22 protein-coding genes are annotated in these 22278 nt (G+C 36.8%); 4 read left to right on the top strand and 18 right to left on the bottom strand.

Annotated elements, in window-relative coordinates:
* Nucleotides 1-9: 9 nt before the first annotated feature.
* The 4 genes from K7I92_RS03060 to K7I92_RS03045 all read right to left on the bottom strand — a co-directional run bounded on the left by K7I92_RS03060 (nucleotide 10) and on the right by K7I92_RS03045 (nucleotide 5164).
* Complete coding sequence (locus K7I92_RS03060) at nucleotides 10-1275, bottom strand: HlyC/CorC family transporter (protein ID WP_220281991.1); 1266 nt, start codon at nucleotides 1273-1275, stop codon at nucleotides 10-12.
* 139 nt (nucleotides 1276-1414) lie between these two features.
* Nucleotides 1415-2467 (bottom strand): cell division protein FtsZ, encoded by a 1053-nt coding sequence (ftsZ, locus tag K7I92_RS03055; RefSeq protein WP_203244397.1) that lies wholly within the window; start codon nucleotides 2465-2467, stop codon nucleotides 1415-1417.
* Nucleotides 2468-2485: 18 nt separating this feature from the next.
* A complete protein-coding gene (locus K7I92_RS03050; protein ID WP_203244398.1) occupies nucleotides 2486-3745 on the bottom strand; it encodes a cell division protein FtsA in 1260 nt (419 codons plus the stop codon).
* Between the two features lie 51 nt (nucleotides 3746-3796).
* Entirely contained in the window at nucleotides 3797-5164 is a 1368-nt protein-coding gene (locus tag K7I92_RS03045) for an MATE family efflux transporter (RefSeq protein WP_203244399.1), read from the bottom strand.
* 155 nt (nucleotides 5165-5319) lie between these two features.
* On the opposite strand from K7I92_RS03045, the gene rpmB reads away from it, so the two are divergent.
* Nucleotides 5320-5523, top strand: a complete 204-nt coding sequence (gene rpmB, locus K7I92_RS03040) for a 50S ribosomal protein L28 (protein WP_220281990.1) — start codon at nucleotides 5320-5322, stop codon at nucleotides 5521-5523.
* 40 nt (nucleotides 5524-5563) lie between these two features.
* Here rpmB and K7I92_RS03035 read toward each other — a convergent pair whose 3' ends face one another.
* The 14 genes from K7I92_RS03035 to sufC form a co-directional block, all read right to left on the bottom strand.
* Complete coding sequence (locus K7I92_RS03035; protein WP_203244401.1) at nucleotides 5564-6172, bottom strand: thiamine diphosphokinase; 609 nt, start codon at nucleotides 6170-6172, stop codon at nucleotides 5564-5566.
* Nucleotides 6169-6798, bottom strand: a complete 630-nt coding sequence (rpe, locus tag K7I92_RS03030; protein WP_203244402.1) for a ribulose-phosphate 3-epimerase — start codon at nucleotides 6796-6798, stop codon at nucleotides 6169-6171. Before rpe ends, K7I92_RS03035 begins: the two co-directional genes overlap by 4 nt.
* On the bottom strand, nucleotides 6795-7664 hold the full coding sequence (gene rsgA, locus K7I92_RS03025; protein WP_203244403.1) for a ribosome small subunit-dependent GTPase A: 870 nt from the start codon (nucleotides 7662-7664) through the stop codon (nucleotides 6795-6797). Before rsgA ends, rpe begins: the two co-directional genes overlap by 4 nt.
* 7 nt (nucleotides 7665-7671) lie before the next feature.
* Complete coding sequence (locus tag K7I92_RS03020) at nucleotides 7672-9285, bottom strand: protein kinase (RefSeq protein WP_220281988.1); 1614 nt, start codon at nucleotides 9283-9285, stop codon at nucleotides 7672-7674.
* Nucleotides 9282-10028: a Stp1/IreP family PP2C-type Ser/Thr phosphatase gene (locus tag K7I92_RS03015; RefSeq protein ID WP_203244405.1), complete on the bottom strand. Its 747-nt coding sequence runs from the start codon at nucleotides 10026-10028 to the stop codon at nucleotides 9282-9284. Before K7I92_RS03015 ends, K7I92_RS03020 begins: the two co-directional genes overlap by 4 nt.
* Entirely contained in the window at nucleotides 10025-11071 is a 1047-nt protein-coding gene (gene rlmN, locus K7I92_RS03010) for a 23S rRNA (adenine(2503)-C(2))-methyltransferase RlmN (protein ID WP_220281986.1), read from the bottom strand. Before rlmN ends, K7I92_RS03015 begins: the two co-directional genes overlap by 4 nt.
* Complete coding sequence (gene rsmB, locus K7I92_RS03005; RefSeq protein ID WP_220281984.1) at nucleotides 11050-12291, bottom strand: 16S rRNA (cytosine(967)-C(5))-methyltransferase RsmB; 1242 nt, start codon at nucleotides 12289-12291, stop codon at nucleotides 11050-11052. Before rsmB ends, rlmN begins: the two co-directional genes overlap by 22 nt.
* A gap of 2 nt (nucleotides 12292-12293) precedes the next feature.
* Nucleotides 12294-14456, bottom strand: a complete 2163-nt coding sequence (gene priA / locus K7I92_RS03000) for a primosomal protein N' (RefSeq protein ID WP_220281983.1) — start codon at nucleotides 14454-14456, stop codon at nucleotides 12294-12296.
* 170 nt (nucleotides 14457-14626) lie between these two features.
* Nucleotides 14627-15142 (bottom strand): 5-formyltetrahydrofolate cyclo-ligase, encoded by a 516-nt coding sequence (locus K7I92_RS02995; RefSeq protein WP_220281982.1) that lies wholly within the window; start codon nucleotides 15140-15142, stop codon nucleotides 14627-14629.
* Nucleotides 15135-16544, bottom strand: coding sequence for a Fe-S cluster assembly protein SufB (sufB, locus tag K7I92_RS02990; protein ID WP_220281981.1), 1410 nt, complete (start codon nucleotides 16542-16544; stop codon nucleotides 15135-15137). The genes K7I92_RS02995 and sufB overlap by 8 nt, the downstream gene beginning before the upstream one ends.
* Nucleotides 16531-16989: a Fe-S cluster assembly sulfur transfer protein SufU gene (gene sufU / locus K7I92_RS02985; protein ID WP_203244411.1), complete on the bottom strand. Its 459-nt coding sequence runs from the start codon at nucleotides 16987-16989 to the stop codon at nucleotides 16531-16533. The genes sufB and sufU overlap by 14 nt, the downstream gene beginning before the upstream one ends.
* Before the next feature lie 9 nt (nucleotides 16990-16998).
* Complete coding sequence (locus K7I92_RS02980) at nucleotides 16999-18177, bottom strand: aminotransferase class V-fold PLP-dependent enzyme (protein ID WP_220281980.1); 1179 nt, start codon at nucleotides 18175-18177, stop codon at nucleotides 16999-17001.
* A gap of 32 nt (nucleotides 18178-18209) precedes the next feature.
* On the bottom strand, nucleotides 18210-19010 hold the full coding sequence (locus K7I92_RS02975) for a SufD family Fe-S cluster assembly protein (protein WP_220281979.1): 801 nt from the start codon (nucleotides 19008-19010) through the stop codon (nucleotides 18210-18212).
* On the bottom strand, nucleotides 19007-19849 hold the full coding sequence (gene sufC, locus K7I92_RS02970) for a Fe-S cluster assembly ATPase SufC (RefSeq protein WP_220281978.1): 843 nt from the start codon (nucleotides 19847-19849) through the stop codon (nucleotides 19007-19009). Before sufC ends, K7I92_RS02975 begins: the two co-directional genes overlap by 4 nt.
* Before the next feature lie 117 nt (nucleotides 19850-19966).
* Between sufC and K7I92_RS02965 the strand changes: the two genes are divergently transcribed.
* The 3 genes from K7I92_RS02965 to K7I92_RS02955 are packed head-to-tail and all read left to right on the top strand — an operon-like array spanning nucleotide 19967 to nucleotide 22225.
* Entirely contained in the window at nucleotides 19967-20947 is a 981-nt protein-coding gene (locus K7I92_RS02965; protein ID WP_203244415.1) for a peptidylprolyl isomerase, read from the top strand.
* Complete coding sequence (locus tag K7I92_RS02960) at nucleotides 20947-21819, top strand: hypothetical protein (RefSeq protein WP_203244416.1); 873 nt, start codon at nucleotides 20947-20949, stop codon at nucleotides 21817-21819. The genes K7I92_RS02965 and K7I92_RS02960 overlap by 1 nt, the downstream gene beginning before the upstream one ends.
* 1 nt (nucleotide 21820) lies before the next feature.
* Entirely contained in the window at nucleotides 21821-22225 is a 405-nt protein-coding gene (locus K7I92_RS02955; protein WP_203244417.1) for an HIT family protein, read from the top strand.
* Nucleotides 22226-22278 lie beyond the last annotated feature (53 nt).

Raw genomic sequence — 22278 nt, 5'->3', positions numbered from 1 at the left:
CAAAAAGGATTATTCCTCTTCCTCCTGTTGTTTTTCTTCCACACGGATACGAACTTCATTAACCTTACGACTATCTGCTTTCGTAATTTGAACAAATAAATTCTCAAATTGGAAAGATTCATTCACTTGAGGAATGTGTTCTAATTGAGCAATTGCCCAACCAGATACTGAGTTATAGTCATCCTCTTCCTCTTCATTCACTTGAATATCAAAGCGTTCAAATAAATCATCCACTTCCGCTTCGCCTTTAACTAAATATTCGTTTTCCGAAATTTTGGTATAGAATTCTTCGACAACGTCATGCTCATCCCAGATTTCCCCAACCAACTCTTCGACAATATCTTCCAATGTAATCAAGCCATCGGTGCCGCCCCATTCATCCAAGACGACAGCCATATGGAGCTTTTCTCTTTGTAAAAGCTGTAACAGTTCATAAATATGAGTGTTTGGACTGGTATTAATCACTTTTGTGATGATGGAATGTAAATTAGATTTCTTATGATATAAAAGGTCATAAAAGTCTTTTTCATGAATAACGCCAATAATGTTATCAATGGTTTCTTCGTAGACTGGTAAACGGCTATAAGAATTCATGCGGAAAGTTTCTTCGATTTCTTTTAAATCTGCGTTCACATCTACAGCCACAATATCCACACGTGGTGTTAAAACATCTTTTACTTCTAATTCATTAAATTCAATGGCGGCTGAAATTAAAGAAGATTCATGCTCTTGAAGATCACCTTCTTTTTCAGCTTCATCGACCATCGTAATTAAATCATCCGTAATATCACCGTCTTCTTCTTCAATTGGAATCATCTTATTCGTTAACCATTTCCAACCCGATAATAACCAAGTAAATGGTGCAAAAAGGAATATCATTCCTTGGACAAAGCCAACCATAGCACAACTAGAGCGCTCCGGTATCATCTTAGCAATAGATTTTGGTGTAATTTCACCAAATAATAAAACCACTATGGTGATCACAAGCGTCGAAATAGTTGGTCCTTTATCTTGAAAGTAACGAGTAAATAATAAAGTCCCAATGGTTGCTGAAGCAATATTCACAATATTATTTCCAATTAAAACCGTCATTAAAAAGCGATCAAAATCATCGATTATTTTTAAAACTTTCTTGGCATTTTCATTGCCATCGTTCACCATTGAACGCAAGCGGATTTTATTGGCGGAGCTAAAACTTGTTTCAATGGCTGAAAAAATACCGGAAAAAAGGATTAAGACTATTAAACTAAATAGATAAACAGAATTGGGAGTCATCGTATATTCTCCCATCTTGTTAGAATTGATATAGGTATTTCAAGGTCCTCCAAAATAGACACATCCTTTCATTGATGGTATTGATTATACCATAGTTTCAAAAAATAAAAAAAACCACTATTTCTAGCGGCTATTTGTCTTAACGGAAGAAAGTGGGAATACTTTCATCTTCATCTGCATCAATACCGAAATCACTTGTTGCTGATTCAATACCAATTTGAGGCGCATATTCTTCTTTCTTTTCTACTTCATGACCCGGTAAGTCAAATCCAGTTGCGATAACTGAAACGATAATCGCATCTCCTAACTTATCATTAATAGCAACCCCAAAGATTGTATCAATTTCTGTACCGGCCGCATCTTCAATCGTTTCAACCGCTTGACTAGCTTCTTGTAAAGTAACACTAGGGCCACCTGTCACATTGATAATAGCGTTCTTAGCACCTTGAATTTGAGCTTCTAACAATGGTGATTGAATAGCACGTAAAGCCGCTTCTTCAGCCTTATTGTCACCTTCTGCCATACCAATACCAAATAAAGCAGTACCTTGACCTTCCATAACAGACTTAATATCCGCAAAGTCTAGGTTTACCATAGCTTGTACCGCAATTAAATCCGTAATGGTTTGAACACCTTGACGTAAGATATTATCTGCTTCTCTAAAGGCTTGATCAAATGGTACAGAACCTAAGACATCTAAGACTTTATTATTCGATATAATAATCAAAGAATCCACGTATTCACGTAAGTTTGAAATACCTTGATTGGCTTGATTGGAACGCTTCTTACCTTCAAATCTAAATGGTGTTGTCACAACACCAATGGTTAAGCAACCCAATTCTTTAGCAACTTTAGCAAACAACGGCGAAGCACCCGTGCCGGTTCCTCCACCCATACCGGCGGTGATGAAGACCATATCAGCACCTTCCATCTCACGACGGATTTCTTCTTCGCTTTCATCAGCAGCACGGCGCCCATTGTCCGGATTACCACCGGCTCCTAATCCTTCTTTGCCCAATTGAATTTTATTCGCAACCGGAGACATTTCCATTGCTTGTAAGTCTGTGTTAGCAATGTAGAACTCAACGCCTTTAACACCGTCTTGAACCATGCGATTTACCGCATTGCCACCAGCACCACCAACACCAAAGACTTTAATCTTCGCAACCTGATTGTAAGTTAATTCTGCCATAACGACCCCTCTTTACACTTATTTACTCATAAACATACTCTTTAGACGATTTGTCAGAGTATCTTCCTTTCTCTTCTCTTCACTATTTTTTCGGAAAGAAATCTGGCGGATGAATTCATCCACATCCACACTATCTTGCATTTCTCCATAAATAGGAAGTTTATCTTGATAAGCGTAGAACAAACCCAAACAAGTCGTTAACGCCGCATCTCTTCCCCCTAAAGATTCAGGAATATAATTACGAGTTTCCACTTGGAGGCTCTTATTTAAGAGTTTCACAAAACCCTCTTGTTCTCCACCCTCACCATTAACTATAACAGTACTTTCACCTGTTTTCAATATTGGTGAGCAAGTATTTACAACAGTTTCTATCCACTGGTTCACTCGATTTAAAATAGATTTCATGAAATCTTCTTCACTTAGAAGAACCAACTCTTCATTTTTTAACTTCCACATATGAATTGGATTTTTCGAAAAGACTTCCTTATCAATTTGTGTACCATATTTCAGCAATTCGACTGCCATTTCTTTGCTTAGACCATATTCATCCATAATCGGTTGAACCATATCCACTAAGCCACCTTGGAATAAGACAGAGTTTTGTAACTTGCCTCTATAAATTTGATTTAAAGTTGTCGAATCATATTCTAAATCAATAGAAATAATTTGACGATTTAAGGAAGCCTCAATCAACGCGGCCTCTTTAGCAATCGCAAAGCCTGATACAAATAAATCCATTAAATTTAAACCGGCTTTTTGAATAACTGTTGCAATATCATAAGCCAACTTCTTATCCACAAAATACAAATCCACATCCACGGTTAATTGTGAACAACGATCACCAATAGGTACTTTTCTAGTGCTAATACCATTCACTGTAAAACGCGAGGCTGTGCATTGAACCCGAACGTATTTATCACCATATTTTAGTGTTTCCGCCTTTTGGATTGCGTTTTGAATATCTTTAACCGTTATCACTCCATCAAAGCCCTCAATATCCACCTTTTGTTTGGAATTCAAATGTTTGAAATGATACGAAGGAACTGCCGCAATAACACCCCTGATATTCATCTTTAATTTTTCTTTTACTTGTTGTAGTGCTTTATGAATTCCTGCCACTAAAGCATCTTGGTTTTCAACGCCTTTATAGTTTATTCCTTGGCAAGGAATACGAACCACTTGCAGAATATGAAACCGAGTATTAAAAAATTCTCCAACCACTAAACGGATTTCATGACTCGCTAACTCTAGGCTTGCGTATATTTGTTTCTGATTCACTGAAAGACTCCTTTCACCGTTTCTATATTACCATAGCCTTTCTATTTTAGACTACTTTTCCAACGCAATTGCAATTCTTTCGTTTTCCAATAAATGATGAATTTGTTTCAAAGTGATGATAAGAGCTGGAAACAAGAACAAATCCGCTCCTAACCACGCTACTTGGTCCGCCCAAGTAATGGCATGATAACCAAAATCTTTTACAAAAGCCACACTCACAACCACACGACCAATCATTTCAATTATCCCACAGAAGATAGCACGATTCGCATAACCTAAGCCTTGAATACTCATTCGGATAACATTTAAGAAACCAAGTAACCACCAACCGTAGCCCATTCTTCTTAAATACAAAGCCGAAGCTTCTAAAACTGCATAACGATTAGCATTTACAAATAATAAACTTAACTTCCTACCAAAGAAAATCATAATAATACCCGATAGAATGGAATAAGATAGCGCAAGCTGTACGCCTTTGCGAATTCCTTCATGAATACGATGTTCTTCCTTGGCTCCATAGTTTTGCGAAACATATGTGGATACAGCCGTACCAAAAGCATCAAAAGGACTCAGCATAAATTGTTTAATCTTTAAACCGGCTGTAAAACCGGACACATATAAAGTTCCTAAGCCATTGTTTGCCGCCTGAAGAACCATTGAGCCTATCGCCGTAATAGAATATTGAAGTCCCATTGGTACGCCCATACCCAACACTTTCTTTGACATCGACCGGTGAAACCTTCTTTCTTGTTCACTCATATGTAAAATAGTGAGTTTTTTACGAATCAATAGAAAACATAAGATACCTGAGATGGCTTGTGAAACGACCGTCGCAAAAGCGGCCCCAAAGACCCCCATTTTTAATATCACAATACAAAAAATATCTAAGAAAATATTCAAGATGGCTGATAAGGTTAAAAAGTAAAATGGTGTTTTAGAATCCCCTACAGCTCTTAAAAGGCTTGATAAAAAGTTGTATAGAAGTGTAAATGGAATACCAATGAAAATCATATTGATGTATTGATAGGTATCTTGATAGATTTCACTTGGGACTTGTAAAGTATGCAAGATAGGATGGCATAATAAGATAGTTAAACCAGTTACGACCACTGAAAAAATAGTCGTCCAAAAAATACCTTGATATTCATATTGACGCATTCTTGAAAGTCGGTTTGCCCCAAACTCTTGAGCAATGGGAATCGCAAAGCCAACCATACTACCTATACAAAAACCAAGCACAAGAAATTGAACTGAGCTCGTCGCTCCAACCGCAGCCAGAGCATTCGGTCCTAAAATTTGACCAACAATAGCCGCATCCGCCATGTTGTACGTTTGTTGAAATAAATTTCCCAACAATAAAGGAATACTAAACTCCAATATCAATCGAAAAGGATTTCCCTTCGTCATACTTTTTGTCATAGATTTACCGCTTTTTCTAACTTCTATTCTAACTTCTATTTAGTATAAGCCAAAGTACCGTTGCTTTTCCAAGCATGAAACAGAGAATGCTTGCAAAGATTTCTTTTTTTTGATAATATTGTCAGGCATTCAAAAACAGGTAAGGAGGTTATGGTATGTCTAGAGTTTGCACTATATCCGGTAAGAAAGCTTTATATGGAAACAAACGTTCTCACTCATTACGTGCTACACGCCGTAAGTGGAATGTTAACTTACAAAAAGTTCATATGATTGTGGATGGCAAGCCACAAACACTACGCATTTCTGCTCGTGCCCTTAAGACCTTAAAGGCAGAACAAAGATTTAGTGAAGCTGAATAAACCTCTTTCGAGGTTTTTTATTTTGCCTAAAAAAGGACTTTTAGACACCCTCTTCATCTTCACATTGCATACACAACACCAAACCTTTTTCGACAATAAGTTTAATCTCATCTTGAAGAAATTGGTTGGATGTCGCAAATAAATCCTCTTTTGTTAAGCACAATTTTCTTAATGGATATAATAATCCTTCTGCACTTAGCTCACAACTATCATTGGTTAAAAAAGAAAGGTATTTATATTCTTTTTGAATACAATACTTACCGACTGGTAATACTTTTAACACTTGATGTTTACTCCGTATTTCAACTCCGGGATAACGATATAAAAGACCAATATTGACTAACTCATGATCCATTCTACCGCCCAGTGCTCCCCAAAGAACAATCGATGTGTATCCTTTTTCATGTAAGAGTTTTAGGGCTGCTGAACTATCGGTATCCTCTTTTAGAACTGGCAATACAATGGTTTCTTTGGCATACTTTCGTATCGTATCTAGCTCTTCCGTTGAATCAAAATCACCAATCGCTAATTCCATTGAAATGTGATGACTCGCTAGAAAAGAAGCCCCATAATCCACACCAATCCAATCTACCTCTTTATATTCCGGCAGTTCTTGAACTCTTCCTAAGACAACTATGGCTTTTCTCATCGTAGACTTTGAACTCTTTCTTCAATATTCCCTTTAAAGACATAAGAACCAGCCACCAACACCGTTGCCCCTTTTTCTTTACAAAGACGAGCTGTTTCTGGATTGATTCCTCCATCTACTTCAATTTCAAATTTACCATTATGCTTCGATAATTGGTCAATTTTATCTAAAGCACTCGGCATAAAGGATTGACCACCAAAGCCCGGCTCTACCGACATCACCAACACAATATCCACTTTATCTAAGTAAGCCTCAATAGCGGAAACGGGGGTCTTTGGTTTAATGGATATACCAACCTTAACCCCTTGTTTATGTAAGGTATCAATAAACGGTTCTATTTCTTCTTTCTTTAGTGCTTCTACATGAAAAGTAATCGCATCCGCACCAGCTTCAATAAAAGCTTTGGCATAAAAGATAGGATCACTCACCATTAAATGCACATCAAAAAATTTATTACTGCTAGAACGCAAGCCTTTCACCACATGGGGTCCATAACTTAGGTTTGGCACAAAATGACCATCCATGATATCCATGTGAATCCATTCGGCACTGGATTGATTTAATTCATCCATTTGTTGGGAAAAATCATTCATTTGAATAGCTAAAATAGATGGCGCAATAATCATCGTTTCATCCTCCTTGTTTCCTCTATCATGAGAGTTAATACTTGTAAATACGATTGATAACGTGTTTTAGAAATACAACCTTGGGCAACCGCTTCTTTGATGGCACAATCGGGTTCATTTTCATGTAAGCAATCATTAAAGCGACATTGATGAACATAAGGCTCAAAGTCCGGAATATAACCAGCAATATTTTTTATTTCTAAATGGGCAAAGCTTAAAGAACTAAAACCCGGTGTATCAGCGACTAGACCACCCGCCACTTCATGTAACTCCGTATGCCTTGTGGTGTGTTTTCCTCGACCTAAAGCTTTGGAAATTTCTTGTGTTTCAAGTTGAAAATTAGGATCCAATGTGTTTAATAAAGTCGATTTGCCAGCTCCACTTTGACCCGTTAAAACGGTTATTTTTCCTGCTAAAGTATGTTGAATGGCCGGATTAATAAATCCCTTTTCACAGCGGATTACCAACATTCTTCCTGTTTCATATTCCTTAATTTCTTTTTCAACATAATTTGGATATTCCAAATCTGTTTTTGTGATTACAAGAATCGGTTCAATGCCCGCCGCTTTAATAAGTATGGATAAACGGTCAATTAAGGCTGTAGAAAAATTAGGATCCACCACCGACATTACAATAAAAGCTTGATCCACATTCGCAATAGCTGGGCGAATTAAAGAATTACGCCTAGCCAAAATAGATACAATCACATAACAATCAGCTTGTTGAATAACCTCAACCATATCGCCAACCACAGGTGAAAACTGAAGACGTACCTTCCCTGCTACACGAGCTGAGACTTTTTCTTTTGTGTCTTCTAAAAATACACCATAATTTTTTGAAACAATTTTAATAATTTTCGCTTTCATTTCTCACCTAATAAAAGAATAAGGTCACATAATTATTTTTCTTTTGAACAAACTTCGTTCCTACTTTTGGATTCGTATCGACCACAATACCGACTTGAATTTTATCCAATTCCTCTTGTGTCATTTGACTTGTATCGCGATTAGAGCGACGAACATTAAAGCCCATTGCCTCCAATTCTTTCGCCGCTTCATCCACCGTTTTACCAATAATATCCCTCGGAATAACCTTGGTTAAATACGCTATATAATCCAAGCTAATTTCTGTTTCTTTTGTTGGATCGAAGAGACTATCGGCACTTAAGCCCGATTGAGCAATGATTGTTCCTGGTGTTCCTTTCCTTTTTTTGGCATTCATCCGAATTTTTAGTTTTGGATAAACCGATAGCTTCTTTTGCACGTCCTCCACATCTTGACCAAGGTAGTTTTCAATCAGCACCCCTTTACCACTAGATACAACCAAAGTTACTTTTGTTCCTTTACGGACTTCATGACCGCTTTCAATATCAGCCCCACTAACTTGGTCAGCTTCATAATCACCGGATAGGGCTCGTTTTATCTTTGTTTCATCAACACTTAATCCAGCTTCTTTTAATCTTTGTCTGGCTTGATTAAGTTCTAAGCCAACAATATTTGGCATCGTTGTTTTCACAAAGTAACGATGATAGATAAAGCCCGTTAAAACAAGTAGACTAAGTACAACTAGACCAATACAAACAGCTTTTGTAAAAAAGGAATTCTTTTTCTTTTCTTTTTCTTTTTTTGGAAATGATTCTGGTACATAAGGTTCCACATCTGAATCCTTTGTGTATAAACAAGTTCCTAAATCAGCCAATAGTTCCTCACAATTCGCATAACGATCCTTACGATCTTTCGCCATGGCTTTTAAGCAGATATTATCAATTGCCAATGGAATTTTATTGTTACGACTACGAAGCGATGGCACCGGTTCACGTAAGTGCTTCATCGCAATTTGAATGGCTTGTTCCGCCTTATAAGGAACATCCCCTGTTAACATCTCATAGAAAACAACCCCTAAAGCATAGATATCGGATTGGGGTGTAGCCGGATCTCCCTTCGCTAATTCGGGGGCTAAATAATGAACAGAACCCATCACATTATTAGCTCTCGTTAATTGTAAATTCCCTTTCGCAATCGCAATCCCAAAGTCTAATACTTTAATTGTTCCATCACTTTTTACAATGACATTTTGTGGTTTAATATCACGATGAATAATTCCTTTCGCATGCGCACAAGCCAATGCGAAGGCCAATTGCTTTAAAATATCGACAGCTTCTTCCAGAAACAAAGGCGCTCTTTGGCGAATAATTTCTTTTAAGTTTTGTCCTTTTAAGTATTCCATCACAATGTAATGATGACCTCGATATTCCCCTACATCATAGATTTCAACAATATTACTATGAGCCAAAGAGGCGGCCGCTTGAGCCTCTCTTTCAAAACGAACAATGCTTAAAGCATCCTTGCTTAAATCACTGTGTAAAATTTTAATCGCAACCTGACGGTTCAAAATCATATCAACAGCTAAAAAGACATCTGCCATTCCCCCTTTACCGATGTGTTGAATGACTTCATAACGATTCGCAATGACATTCTTTTGGTTCATAAATCATCACCTCGTAAATCCACAATAATCGCTGTCACATTATCAAAGCCACCCACTTGGTTCGCCGCATCAATTAAACGTCGTGCTTTCTTAGCTACAGGAATAGTGTTTGAAAATAAGATCGATTGGATGATTTTTTGGTCCACATAGGAATGCAAACCGTCGGAACAAAGAAGAACCCCTTGAACACCCGAGAAACCGTGAAACTCATCAAAGCGAACGTCCCGCCAAACACCTAAAGCATTCGTCAACATGTTCTTCTGCTGAGAATGTTTCGCTTCTTCAACCGTCATTTCGCCTTTACGCACTAAATCATTCACATAAGAATGATCTTGTGTAATTTGTTTAAAACGACCATCCGCAAACCAGGCATATGCTCTCGAATCACCAATATTTACAAACCAACATCCCAACTCACAAACCAAAAGAGCACAAAGCGTTGTTCCCATACCTTGATAATTGAGATTACTTTGTGCATAGTGAAAAATTTGGGCATTCGCATGACCGATGGTTGTACGAAACCATTCATGAATTTGATTAGCGTCATTGAATTTTGAAGACGACGAAAAAGCTTCACACATCATAGATACCGCAATGCGTGAGGCAATATCTCCTCCTCTATTTCCACCAATACCATCAGCCACAACCGCTAGAACGTCTTTACTCTCATTGGTCGCAATCGCATAGGAATCTTGGTTGCTTTTACGGACGAACCCTTTATCTGTTATTCCATAGTACTTCATACCCGTATTTTACCCTTTTCATGTTTCGCTCTTAATTGACCACAAGCCGCGTCAATGTCATCCCCATGTTTCTGACGAAGGGTTGCTTTGACACCATGCTTCATAATGACATCATAAAAATGCAAGGCTGTTTTATCATCGGTAGATTCATAACCTTTTTCATCTACTTTATTATAAGGAATTAAGTTCACATAAGCATTCATTCCTCGCACTAAGTTCGCTAATTCAATCGCATGTTTATCCAAATCATTCACTCCATGTAATAAAATATATTCAAAAGTGATGCGACGATTATTACTTTCACTATATTCCCTTAAAGAATCCATAAGTTCAGCCAATGGATAACGATGATTGATGGGCATTAATCGATCACGTAAAGCTTGATTTGGTGCATGCAAAGAAATAGCTAAATTGTATTGATAATGCCCTTTTGAAAATTTACGAATTTTCGGCACAATACCGCAAGTCGAAATCGTAATGTGACGAGCACCAATACCTAAACCAATATCCTGATTCGCTGTTTCGCAAAAACCTAAGACATTATCGTAGTTATCAAACGGTTCCCCCGTTCCCATCACAACAACATTACTAATCCGAAGATTTTCTTTATCCAATTCTTTTTGAACGTACATTAACTGCCCCAGAATTTCTCCTTGGCTTAAATCCCTTTGTTTCTTAAGAAGACCCGATGCACAAAAAGTACAGCCCATATTACAACCCAATTGTGAAGTCACACAAAGACTTTCACCAAAATTAAAGTGCATTAAAACCGTTTCGACACAACTACCATCTTCTAAAGCAAATAAATACTTTCGCGTTCCATCTTTTGCGACCTGACACATCAATTTTTTGATTGGCATAAGGATAAAACGAGTCTTAAGTTCCGCAATAAATGAAGCTGGTAAATCACTCATTTCTTCAAAATCCAATACTCTTTTACGATACAACCAGGTGAATAATTGTTTGGCCCGATATTTCTTTTGTCCCAGTTCTAAAACCAATTCCTCTAATTGACTAAGTGTTAAATCATATATTGTTTGCATAACTTTGATTTTACCATATCTTTCTTCTTTCTTCTTAGCTTTGCATAATAAAAACCATCGCTTCCTTCTTTCGGAAAAAGTGTTTTTTCACTCACTAATTGAACTTCTTCATGTTTATCTAAAAAATTTTGGATTTGTTTATGATTTTCCTTTTGATTTAAAGTACAAGTGCTATACACCAAAATACCATCTTCTTTAAGATATTGTACATTGATTTCTAATATTTTGGCTTGTAATTGTTGTATTTCATCCAGAGAATTTGGACTAATGTGATAGCGTATTTCCGGTTTATGACTTAAGTCTCCTAGTCCTGAACATGGCACATCCAGTAAAATACGATCGAAATGGTTCAGCCAATCGCTTCTTAAACAACCGGCATCTTGTTTTAGGGTATGAATAATCTTAGTACCTGTTTGTTGGGATAATTGATTAATAAGCTCTAGGCGATGTGGGTAAATATCACAACTAATAATCTCGCCTTCATTATCCATATAAGTAGCGATTTGTTGAGACTTAGTACCCGGGGAAGCACAAGCATCTAATACCGATAGTCCACTTCGCAAATCTAATTCCGGTACAACCAATTGGGAATGACGGTCTTGGATTAACACTTGGTGGGATTGAAAAGCTTTGGTACTAAGGATATTACCTTCATAAGAAACACATTCATTCTCATAGAAAGTAAAGTCTTTAAAATCCTCTTTCTTGGCTAAAAAAGGATTGATACGACCATAGACTTTCGATGGTTTTTGATTTTCTTCAAGGATTTCTAAGGTTTTTTCTAAACCATATTGGGCTAACCATAAGCGAATTAACCATTCCGGATGGGAATAACGAAGCGCCAAGTCTTTGGGCTCATTACCTCTTGGTTCAATCCAATCAGCTTGAAAAACTTTACGCAACACGGCATTCACAAAAGATTTTTCTTGTGACTTAACAAGCTCTACACTGGTATTAACAATCGCATAGTCCGGCACTTTCATGAAATGGTGCTGATAAATTGCCATCACGAATAAAACATCGATTTTCTTCTTTACTTTTTTCACAAAAGCTTTGTATTGTTCTTGTAATAAAAAGTAATGGCGTAAGGTACCATACACCACTTCTGTCACAAAGCCTATACTACCATCCACTTTTAGCTTTTTTAAACTCAAAGAGGCATAAGCATGGTCATAGAGCACTTTTTCTAAGATTTGAACAATCACTTCTCTTTCTTTCATATCTACTCCAAATACAAAGGATTAACATCAATCTTCATCCCTTGTAGCTTTAAATCTGTTTGTTCTAAAAACGATTTTAACTTTTCTAATAAATCATCTAAATATTTTTCTTTAACAACAATGCGATAGCGGTATAAATCCTGTTTCTTTAATAAAGCGGCAATCCCCAAGCTGAAACAAATTTGACTGATTTCATAATTGAATTTTTCTACTAGTCTACGTACTTTTTCTTCTTTTTTTCCTTCAAAAACAAAGCTGATGAAAGAGGTATAAGGTGGATATTTCGCTAGATGGCGATATTTCATTTCTTGTCTAAAGAAGCTTTCATAGTCTTGTTGAATAGCAGATTGGATTGCGAAATGGTTTGGGTTATACACTTGGAAAATGACTTTTCCTTTTTTCGCTCCACGACCACTTCTTCCCGCCGCTTGCATCAACAAATTAAAAGTATATTCACTACTTCGATAATCACTTCTTTGTAGACCGTCGTCCGCATTTATAACACCCACTAACGTTACATTTGGAAAATCCAAGCCCTTCGCAATCATTTGGGTACCAACTAGAATATCGGCTTTTTGTTCACCAAAGGTCTCTAAGATTTCTTTATGGGCATTTTTTCTTTGTGTACTATCAAAATCCATACGCAATAATTTCGCTTCTGGAAATTCTTCCTGTATGCGCTCGCATAAACGTTGTGTACCAAAGCCATAACCACTAAACCCATCTTCACTGTAACAGTGAGGACATCTTCTTGGTATCATCATTTCAAATCCACAACTATGGCATTTCATTTTTCGACTATCTGAATGATACGATAAAGCTAAATCACAATGTGGACAGGTCAATACTTCTTGGCAAGATTTGCATCTCAACAAACGATTATATCCGCGTTTATTTAATAAAAGAATGGCTTGTTCTTTTTTCTTGAAAACTTCTTTTAAAGATTGTTTCAAATCATCGGATAAGATATAGTCTTTTCCCTTACGGATTTCTTGGCTCATATCCACTAGATTTACTTGAGCCATTTCTTGCCCAAACCGATTTTTTAAAGGGACTAGTTGATAAACAGCTTTTAGTGCTTTCGCATAGCTTTCTAAAGCAGGCGTAGCAGAGCCTAAAACCACCGGGCAGTGATGGATTTTAGCTCTTTCAATTGCCACATCACGACAATGATAGCTTGGTTGGACATCTTGTTTATAGGAAGGATCGTGTTCCTCATCTAAAACAATTAAACCTAAGTTTTGAAATGGTAAAAAAATAGCTGAACGAGTTCCTACAATGACTTTTAAAGCACCTTGTTTTACAAGTTGGTATTGTTCATAGCGCTCTTGTTCATTTAAACCAGAATGGTATACACCCAATTGTTGTCCGAAAAAACGAGAAACACGTTGAATCATTTGCGGTGTCAAACCAATTTCCGGCACTAATATTAAAACTTGTTTATCATCTTGGATAACATCTTTCGCTAAATGAAGGTAAACTTCGGTTTTACCCGAGCCGGTTTGACCATATAAAAGATGGACACCCTCTTTTTTTTGTATTAAACGATAGGCTCTTTCTTGTTCATCATTCAAAGGATATAAGGCTTCTACTTCTTTATCAGCTTGTAAAAAGGATAAGCGTTCACGACTTTTTTTCACAAGAACAGCTTTATCCATTAATGTTTTGACAATAGATGGATATTGTTTCCGAAGGTTTGTATACAAAATAGAGGGATGTTCTCTAACGTATTCAACACATTGACTTTGTTTTGGAGTTAAGGAAAGAGATGTATCTCCTATTTCAACAATTTGTTCTAAAACAACCGATTTCCATTTTCCTTTCACTCTTTTTTTATTAGTCATCATCACTTGAAAACAAGCAATGGTGGTGGATAAAGTTCTCTCTTTTAGCCATAAAGCTAACTCATAAAGTTCTTCGTTTAAAACTGGCTCTTCATCTAAAATCTGTTCAATTTCTTTGACTTGATAACCAAGTTCTTGGCTTAATTCCTCGATAGTCCCATCATATTCTTCACTATGATCCACAAAAGCCATCCGTCTTGGGAAATTGCCAAAAGGCACATAACAACGTATTCCCCTTTCAATTGGTACTTCTGAACCATATGTAAATAAAAAATCTAAAGAATGTACCGCATTTTCAATCCAACATTCAACTTTATACATAATCCTATTATAACAAATAAGCGCCCTCACCTCATCGGTAATCCTAAAGTCATTGACGAGTTATAAATATGAATTGAATCTCTGCAATTGGATTTCTTCTTTTCATTTGTGTACAAAAAAGCGTTTTGGTGCTTAAAACTCCCCCATCAAAAAAGAAAAATCCTACTAGGTTAGTAGGATTCAGTTAAAACATCATCTAAAGGAATATCTTGGCTTTCACAAGCAATGAAGTCCACTTCTTGTGCTTGAAAAGCTAGACCTATTTTTAATTTAGCTTCTTTTAAGACACAATCATAATAGCCTTTACCATAACCACAACGATTTCCATGACAATCAAAAGCACTCAATGGCACCAACACCACATCCATATCAGCGATAGAAACTTCTTTGCCGGGAATTGGTTCTAAAACACCGAAATCACTTTTTTCAAGTTGCTTTGAACAATAAGGATAAAAATGAAGTGTTCCATTTTCCACTCTAGGTACGTATAAATCCAAGTCCTTTTGTTTTAAAAGAAAACTCGTATCCACCTCATTTCCCATTGAAATATAGAGTGCTACTTTTTTCTTTCCTTGCAACAAAGTCAACGCTTTTTCTTGAATAATTTGGCTATATAATTGCCTATCTTTAGCACTAAGAAGATTTCTTCTAGCTTGTCCTAATTGTCTAGCTGTTTTCTTATCCAATGGAACCACTCATATCTAGTTTCAATAACTGATTTAATTCCACCGCATATTCCATTGGCAGCTCTCTTGTGAATGGTTCTAAAAAGCCCATTACAATCATTTCTGTGGCTTGTTCTTCATTTAAACCACGTGACATCAAATAAAACAATTGATCTTCTGAAATCTTAGAAACTTTAGCTTCATGTTCAATGGTTGAAGTGTTATTTAAATTAATATCCACTGGAATAGTATCTGACTTAGAACGATTATCTACTAGTAAAGTATCGCATTCAATATGCGATTTCGCATGATTTGCCTTTGGCAAAATTTTAATTTCATCGCGGAAATTCGTTACTCCACCATTTCTGGAAACCGACTTAGAGATAATGGAAGACTTCGTGTATGGTGCCGCATGAATCATTTTCGCTCCTGAATCTTGAACTTGATTCTTAGAACCCACCGCAATTGAGATACAAAGACCGCTTGCTCTAGCTCCTGCTAGAATACAAGAGGGATACTTCATGGTAATACGAGAACCAATATTACCATCAATCCATTCCATCGCTCCATCTTCTTCCACCTTAGCTCGTTTTGTGACTAAGTTAAGAATATTACCGGACCAGTTTTGCACCGATGAATAGCGACATTTAGCTCCTTTACCAACAAACACTTCTACTACCGCCGCATGTAAAGAATCCTTGGAATACTGTGGGGCTGTACAGCCTTCCACATAAGAAATTTCAGCCCCATCATCAACGATAATAATAGAACGCTCAAATTGACCCATCGATTCCGAATTGATACGGAAATACGATTGTAAAGGCTTTTCAAGCTTCACTCCTGGAGGCACGTAGATAAAACTTCCTCCTGACCAAACCGCTGAATTCAAAGCTGCTAACTTATTATCCCCGGCCGAGACAATCGTAGCAAAATATTTTTTAAAAAGAGCAGGATATTCTTTTAAAGCGGAATCAATATCTAAGAAAATAACGCCCTTTTCTTCCACCTCTTTTAACATGGAGTGGTATACCGCTTCCGATTCATATTGCGTTGTGACACCTGCTAAGAAATCTCTTTCAGCCTGTGGTATACCCAATTTTTCAAAGGTGTTCTTTACCTCTTCCGGTACATCATCCCAAGATTTTTTAATTTCCTCTGAAACCTTTCTAAAATAAGTAAAATCCTGAAAATCAATGTCCTGTAAATCCGGTCCCCATTTTGGTAATTTTAATTCTTCAAAAACATGAAAGGCTTGCACTCTTTTCTCACACATCCATTCCGGTTCATTCTTCGCTTTTGAAATTTGCCGAACCACGTCCTCGTTGATGCCTTTTCCTGTGTCAAGGATGCTTGTAACTTCATCATGAAAACCATATTTATAGTTATCTTGGGATGATAAGACTTCTTCATTATTTTCTACCATTCTCATCCTCCTTTTCTAATAATTTTTGAATCGCTGTCCAACCAATGGTGGCACACTTAATTCGGTTGGCTTGGCGATACACATTTTTTAACGCTATCGCTTCTTCAAGTGTATCTGGATTATATTCTTCTTCATGTACCATATGTAAAAAATTCGTAATCAAAGCTTGGGCTTCTTCTTTTGTTTTGCCAATCAATAAATCCGACATCATCGAAGTAGAAGCGGTCGAAATAGCACAAGCCGCTCCTTCAAAATTAATATCTAAAATCTTACCATCGGCAATCCTAGCTTCGACTGTTATATCATCAATACAACTATCACTGGCCATATGAACCGATTGATAAGTTTCCGCGCGCACTAATTTATGATGATGCGGGTATTGGTAATGATCTAAAATCAATTCTCTTAACACATTCGGCTGATCCCGATATTCTGAATTTCCCATACTTCCTCCTTAAAAAAAGATATCAATTGCCTTTTCCAGACTAATTTCATGAATTATTTTGACAAATTGGTCAATATCTTCTCTATTGTTATAAATCGCTAATGAAGCTCGTACCGATTGGTCTGTACCAATAATATGGTGCAATAGCTTGGCACAATGATTACCGGAGCGAACCGCAATATGATGGTGGGCTAAATAACCAGCCACATCCTGAGAAAAAATTCCCTTTACATTAAACGTAATTGGTCCAAACGCATTTTCTCGGTTATAAATCTCAAGAAAGTCAAAATCCTTCACTTGTTCATAAAAGTAAGCTCTTATGTCTTTTTCATACGCTTCAATTTCATCCAAGCCTATGTTTAATAAGAAATCACACGCCGCTCCTAAGCCGATTACCCCTTCAATATTTGGTGTACCGGCTTCAAACTTATGTGGAGCTTCTTTTAATTCCACTCGCCCCTCACGATAAAAACGAGCATTCATTCCCCCACCAAGACCAATTGGTTCTAATGCATCTAAAAGCGGCTTCTTACCATATAAAATGCCAACTCCATTTGGTCCATACATTTTATGACTCGAAAAACAAAGATAATCCACATTTAAATCCTGTACATCCACTTTATGATGAGCGATAGTTTGGGCTGCATCGACAACCATAATGGCGCCGGCCTCATGAGCTAATTGGCTCAATTCTCGGATGGGCTGAATCGTCCCTAATACATTCGTTACTTCCGCAATGGAAATCACCTTGGTGTTTTCTTTTAACGATACTTTATCTAATAATACTCTTCCCACTTCATCAACAGGTAAATATTCCACTTCAATTCCTAATTCTTCTTGTAAACGAAACCAAGGAAGCACATTAGAGGCGTGCTCTCCTTCGGTAATATAGACAACATCTTTTGTTTTTAATTGTTTACGAAGTCCATAAACAATTTGATTTAAAGAAGATGTTACATTGGCTGTAAAGACAATTTCTTGACTCGATTGAGCATGAATTAAGTCAGCCATCTTTTGACGCACTGCCTCAAAAGCATAATCTGCCTTGACGGCTGTTTCATAGTCACCTCTTTCTACATTAGATGTAAAGTCATTGTAATAAGAAAGAATCGCTTGAATAACTGAATTTGGTTTATAAGTCGTCGCTCCATTATCCAAATAAATTAATTCCGGATGATTTTGAAGCATGGGAAATTGTGAGCGTATTTCGGAAGGATTGATCATAAATTTCTTAGCTCACTTTCTAATTCCTCGCTTAATTTCTTGTCTAAGCCATCGTCTTGTAAAAAGTTGGTAATTGGTTGTAAATAACCATGGGCAATTAAAGCCGTAGCCTGTTTCACACTTAAACCACGTGTTTGCATATAGAACAAAGTTTCAGCATCCAAACGACCGATGGTCATTGCGTGTGAAGCTTGTACATCGTCTTCATCAATAATCAATTCAGGAATAATGGTACTCTTTTGTTCCTCTTCGAAACACATGACTCGAGATTGTTGGTGAGATTGGGATTTAGAAGCTCCATTCACAATTTTACCAATCGCATCAATATACAAATCGCCACCCTTTAAAATAACCGCAAAATTTTGAATTTCTCCTAAAGTATGGGGAGCGAAATTAACCACATCTTGAACTAAATGATACTGGTTGGACACCAGAGATGAACTAGCTAGCAATCCATGCGCTTCCGGTTCACGCAATGCCATCCATACCTTTCTCTTCACTTCTTGCTTGGATAACTCCGCATATAAGACACGAGCATCGGCTTTCGCTAGTACTTCATGATGTTCTTGTGTTTCTAAAGCAGACTTAGAAGCATTCCACAACAAATAACGAGCTGAGCTATTTTCCGCATTAAATGTCCTAAAATGAAACTTACCGACGTTTTCAATACGAATTAAGACTTGTGCCATATCGCAACGATTTTCCAAAGAAAGTTCAATATCACGGTCCGTATCCACCACAATTTCCGTTAAGCCTTCTTCTAAACGGATTTCCGCATTGGAACGAATGAGAATCATTTTTCTTCTCCCTTAGACACCATATCTTTTACAGCACAACTACCAAGGGTGGATCTTGGTTTTACTTTTGGTTTTACATTTTCCGGTGGGATAATACCATATTCTTCATACACCCAATCATAGCCCTCTTGATCAATACGACGCGCTAAATCACCATCACCATGAAGGGCAATCTTGCCATCTACTAACACATGCGTAAATTGTGGCTCAATCATTGTAAAGAAACGGTCATAATGAGAAACGATAATCAAAGACATTTTTGTTTCTTGACGCAATTGATTGATTGCCTTAGCCACCACATGCATTGCGTCTACATCCAAGCCAGAATCAATTTCATCCAGCATCGATAAACTTGGTCGTAACATTTCCATTTGTACGATTTCATTACGCTTCTTTTCCCCACCTGAGAAGCCTTCGTTCAAGAAACGATGAGCCAAATCTTCTTTCATTTGTAAGTCTTGAATCGTTTTTTCCATGGTCTTAATAAAGGTAAATAAAGACACCGGTTTATCCCGACGAGCATTCATCGCCGCTCGTAAGAAATCTGAATTCGTTACTCCAGGTACCTCTTGCGGGTATTGCATCGCTAAAAATAAGCCGGCAATCGAACGTTTATTAACCGGCATTGCTAATACGTCTTTATCATCATAGAAAATCGATCCTTCTGTAACCGTATAGGTAGGATTACCCATAATCGCAGCCAATAAAGTTGACTTTCCATTTCCATTAGGACCCATGAGAGCATGTACTTCATTCTCGCCAATTGTCAGATTAATTCCTTTTAATATTTCTTTATCACCAACTGAAACATGTAGGTTCTTAATTTCTAATTTTTTCATAATTCTCCTCGTTGAAAAAAATTATAGCATTCTTCCCTTATTTTGCCTTGTTAGATGATTATTTGATAAGTGACTTTTTTTACCTTATAATTTTACATAACTGCAAAGGAGGTCCCGATGGGCAAATTTTTAAAGAAAAATTGGTTCGTAATGCTAATCGTGATTATTTTTATTGGTATTTCTGTCTATTACATCTACGACACCAACAAAGGTAAATTAAAAGGAAAGAAAATAAATGGTGAAGATGTCGTCTTTACAGTTGATAATAACAATGTGACTGCGAATAATCTTTACGATGAACTTTATCGTTTATCTGGCAAATCAGCTCTTACAACTTTTTTTAAACAAAAAGTCGCCGATATGGCAATAAGTACTACCAATACGATGAAGGATACTTCAGCGGCACAGAAGAAAACCATTATTGCTCGTTATGAACAAAAATTTGGTACAAACTATGAAGCCAAACTAAGAACAGATTTACAACCAACCGGTTATACCGATTTAGAAGAATACTTACTCAACCAACAAAAGATTTCACAAATTGCGGCAGATTATGCTAAGAAACATTTTGATGAACTTAAGATTCGACAAATCTCTTACATTTTGGTGAAGTTTGAAAATGCTAAAAAAGCAAGTAAGACACCTACTGAAAAAGAAAAAGCGAAGATGGATGCGGTTGATAAAGAATTAAAAGCCGGTACTGCTTTCTCTAAAGTTGCCGCCAAACACACAGAAGATACATCCGCTGTCGCAAACGGTGGTAAATTAGGTATTATTGATAAAAATACTTCTAAGTTAGATTCTTCCTTTAAAGAAGCCGCTTTAGCTTTAAATGAAGGTGAAGTTAGCCAATGGATTTATTCCTCTAACTTTGGTTTCTTTAAAATTAAAGCCGATGCAACAACGGCGAATACCCTTGGCGCTTTAAATGCGAAAAGTAATCCATTCCTACAATTAGTCAACAGCTATGACAACACTTTAGGTAACCCGGCCATTTGGGAAAAAGCGAAAGAATTAGGCGTTGACTTCAAAGGCAATAAAGAATTGGAAAATACCCTCAAGGCTTCTCTTGGGGTAAAAGAAAGTGAGGCTAAATAATGATGAAATCTATGAAAAAGGTAGCTATCGCTTTCGTGGTAGCCTTAGCCCTAGCAGGATGTAGTGATGCCGTTACGAAAGTAAAGGATGCGAAAGATACTTTAGTTAGTATTGGCGGTGAAAATATCACAAAAGGGTCTCTTTATAATTTCATGAAGAAATCCTCTGGTGCCAGTACGGTTAACTCTATGGCCATTAAGAAAATTTCTGAAAAAGAAGTCCCTGTCAATGATGAAATGAGAAAAAACGCTCAAGAAACATTAGCGAACTATAAAAAATTGTATGGTGATAACTTCTTTGCTTATTTGAAAAGAGTAAATTTAAGTGAAGAACAATACGTCAAAGAGTATTTAATTCCATCGCAACAAGCCAAAAAACTAGCCGAAAAATATATCAATGAAAACTACGATACGATTGTTAAAAAGTACCAACCAGTACAAGCGACGGTCTTAAGATTCTCTTCCAAGAAGGATTCTGAAGAAGCTTTAGCGAAAATTAAAAAAGGTGAAGATCCATTAAAAGTAGCCAATGCTCATAAAGCCTCTGGTAAATTCATTAAACAAATCTTCACATTAGATTCCAAGCAAATCGATGCTTTAGTTCGTAATGCAGTACAATCCCAAAATGAAAAATTAGGTTGGACAACTGTTACAAGCTCTAATGGATCTAGTTATAACTTAGTTCGTGTTCATTCTAAAAACACGAAAGAGTTAAAGGATTCCGTTGTTCAATATTTAAGGCGAAACGATAAAATCACTTCTGACTCTAACACATATTTCTTTAAGAAGTATAAATTCCATGTTTATGATAAGGGAATTTATGATGCGATGAAGTCTGATTATCCTCAATCATTAGTTCAGGACGCTAAGTAATATGTGTTTATTTTGTGATATTGTGGCTGGTAAAATTCCCACCTACAACGTTTATGAGGATGAAGATATTTTAGCTTTCTTAGATATTTCTCAAGCAACGAAGGGACATACCCTTGTTATTCCTAAGAAACATTATAGTTCTTTATTAGATTGTCCAAAGCAAGAAGCTATAAAGCTTATGGCGGTGGTATCTGATTTATCAAAAACATTAGTTCACAACCTTGACGCAAAAGGCATTAATGTTCTAAGCAATGCTGGAGAGATGGCTGGTCAAACGGTTCCTCATTTCCACATTCATTTATTACCTCGTTATTCTCAAGAAGATGGTTTTAAAACCACATTCTTAGAAACAAACAATCCAAATTATTCTAGTCTTTTAGAACAAATTAAAAATGGCAACCACTAATAAAGCGTTCAGTTAGGGATGTATTGCAAAATTTGATTTAACTGAAAGCCTAC

Source organism: Bulleidia sp. zg-1013, assembly GCF_019798045.1.
Classification (GTDB): Bacteria; Bacillota_I; Bacilli_A; order Erysipelotrichales; family Erysipelotrichaceae; genus Bulleidia.
Note: the sequence above shows the minus strand (reverse complement) of the source record. Positions and strands in the feature narration are given on the sequence as shown.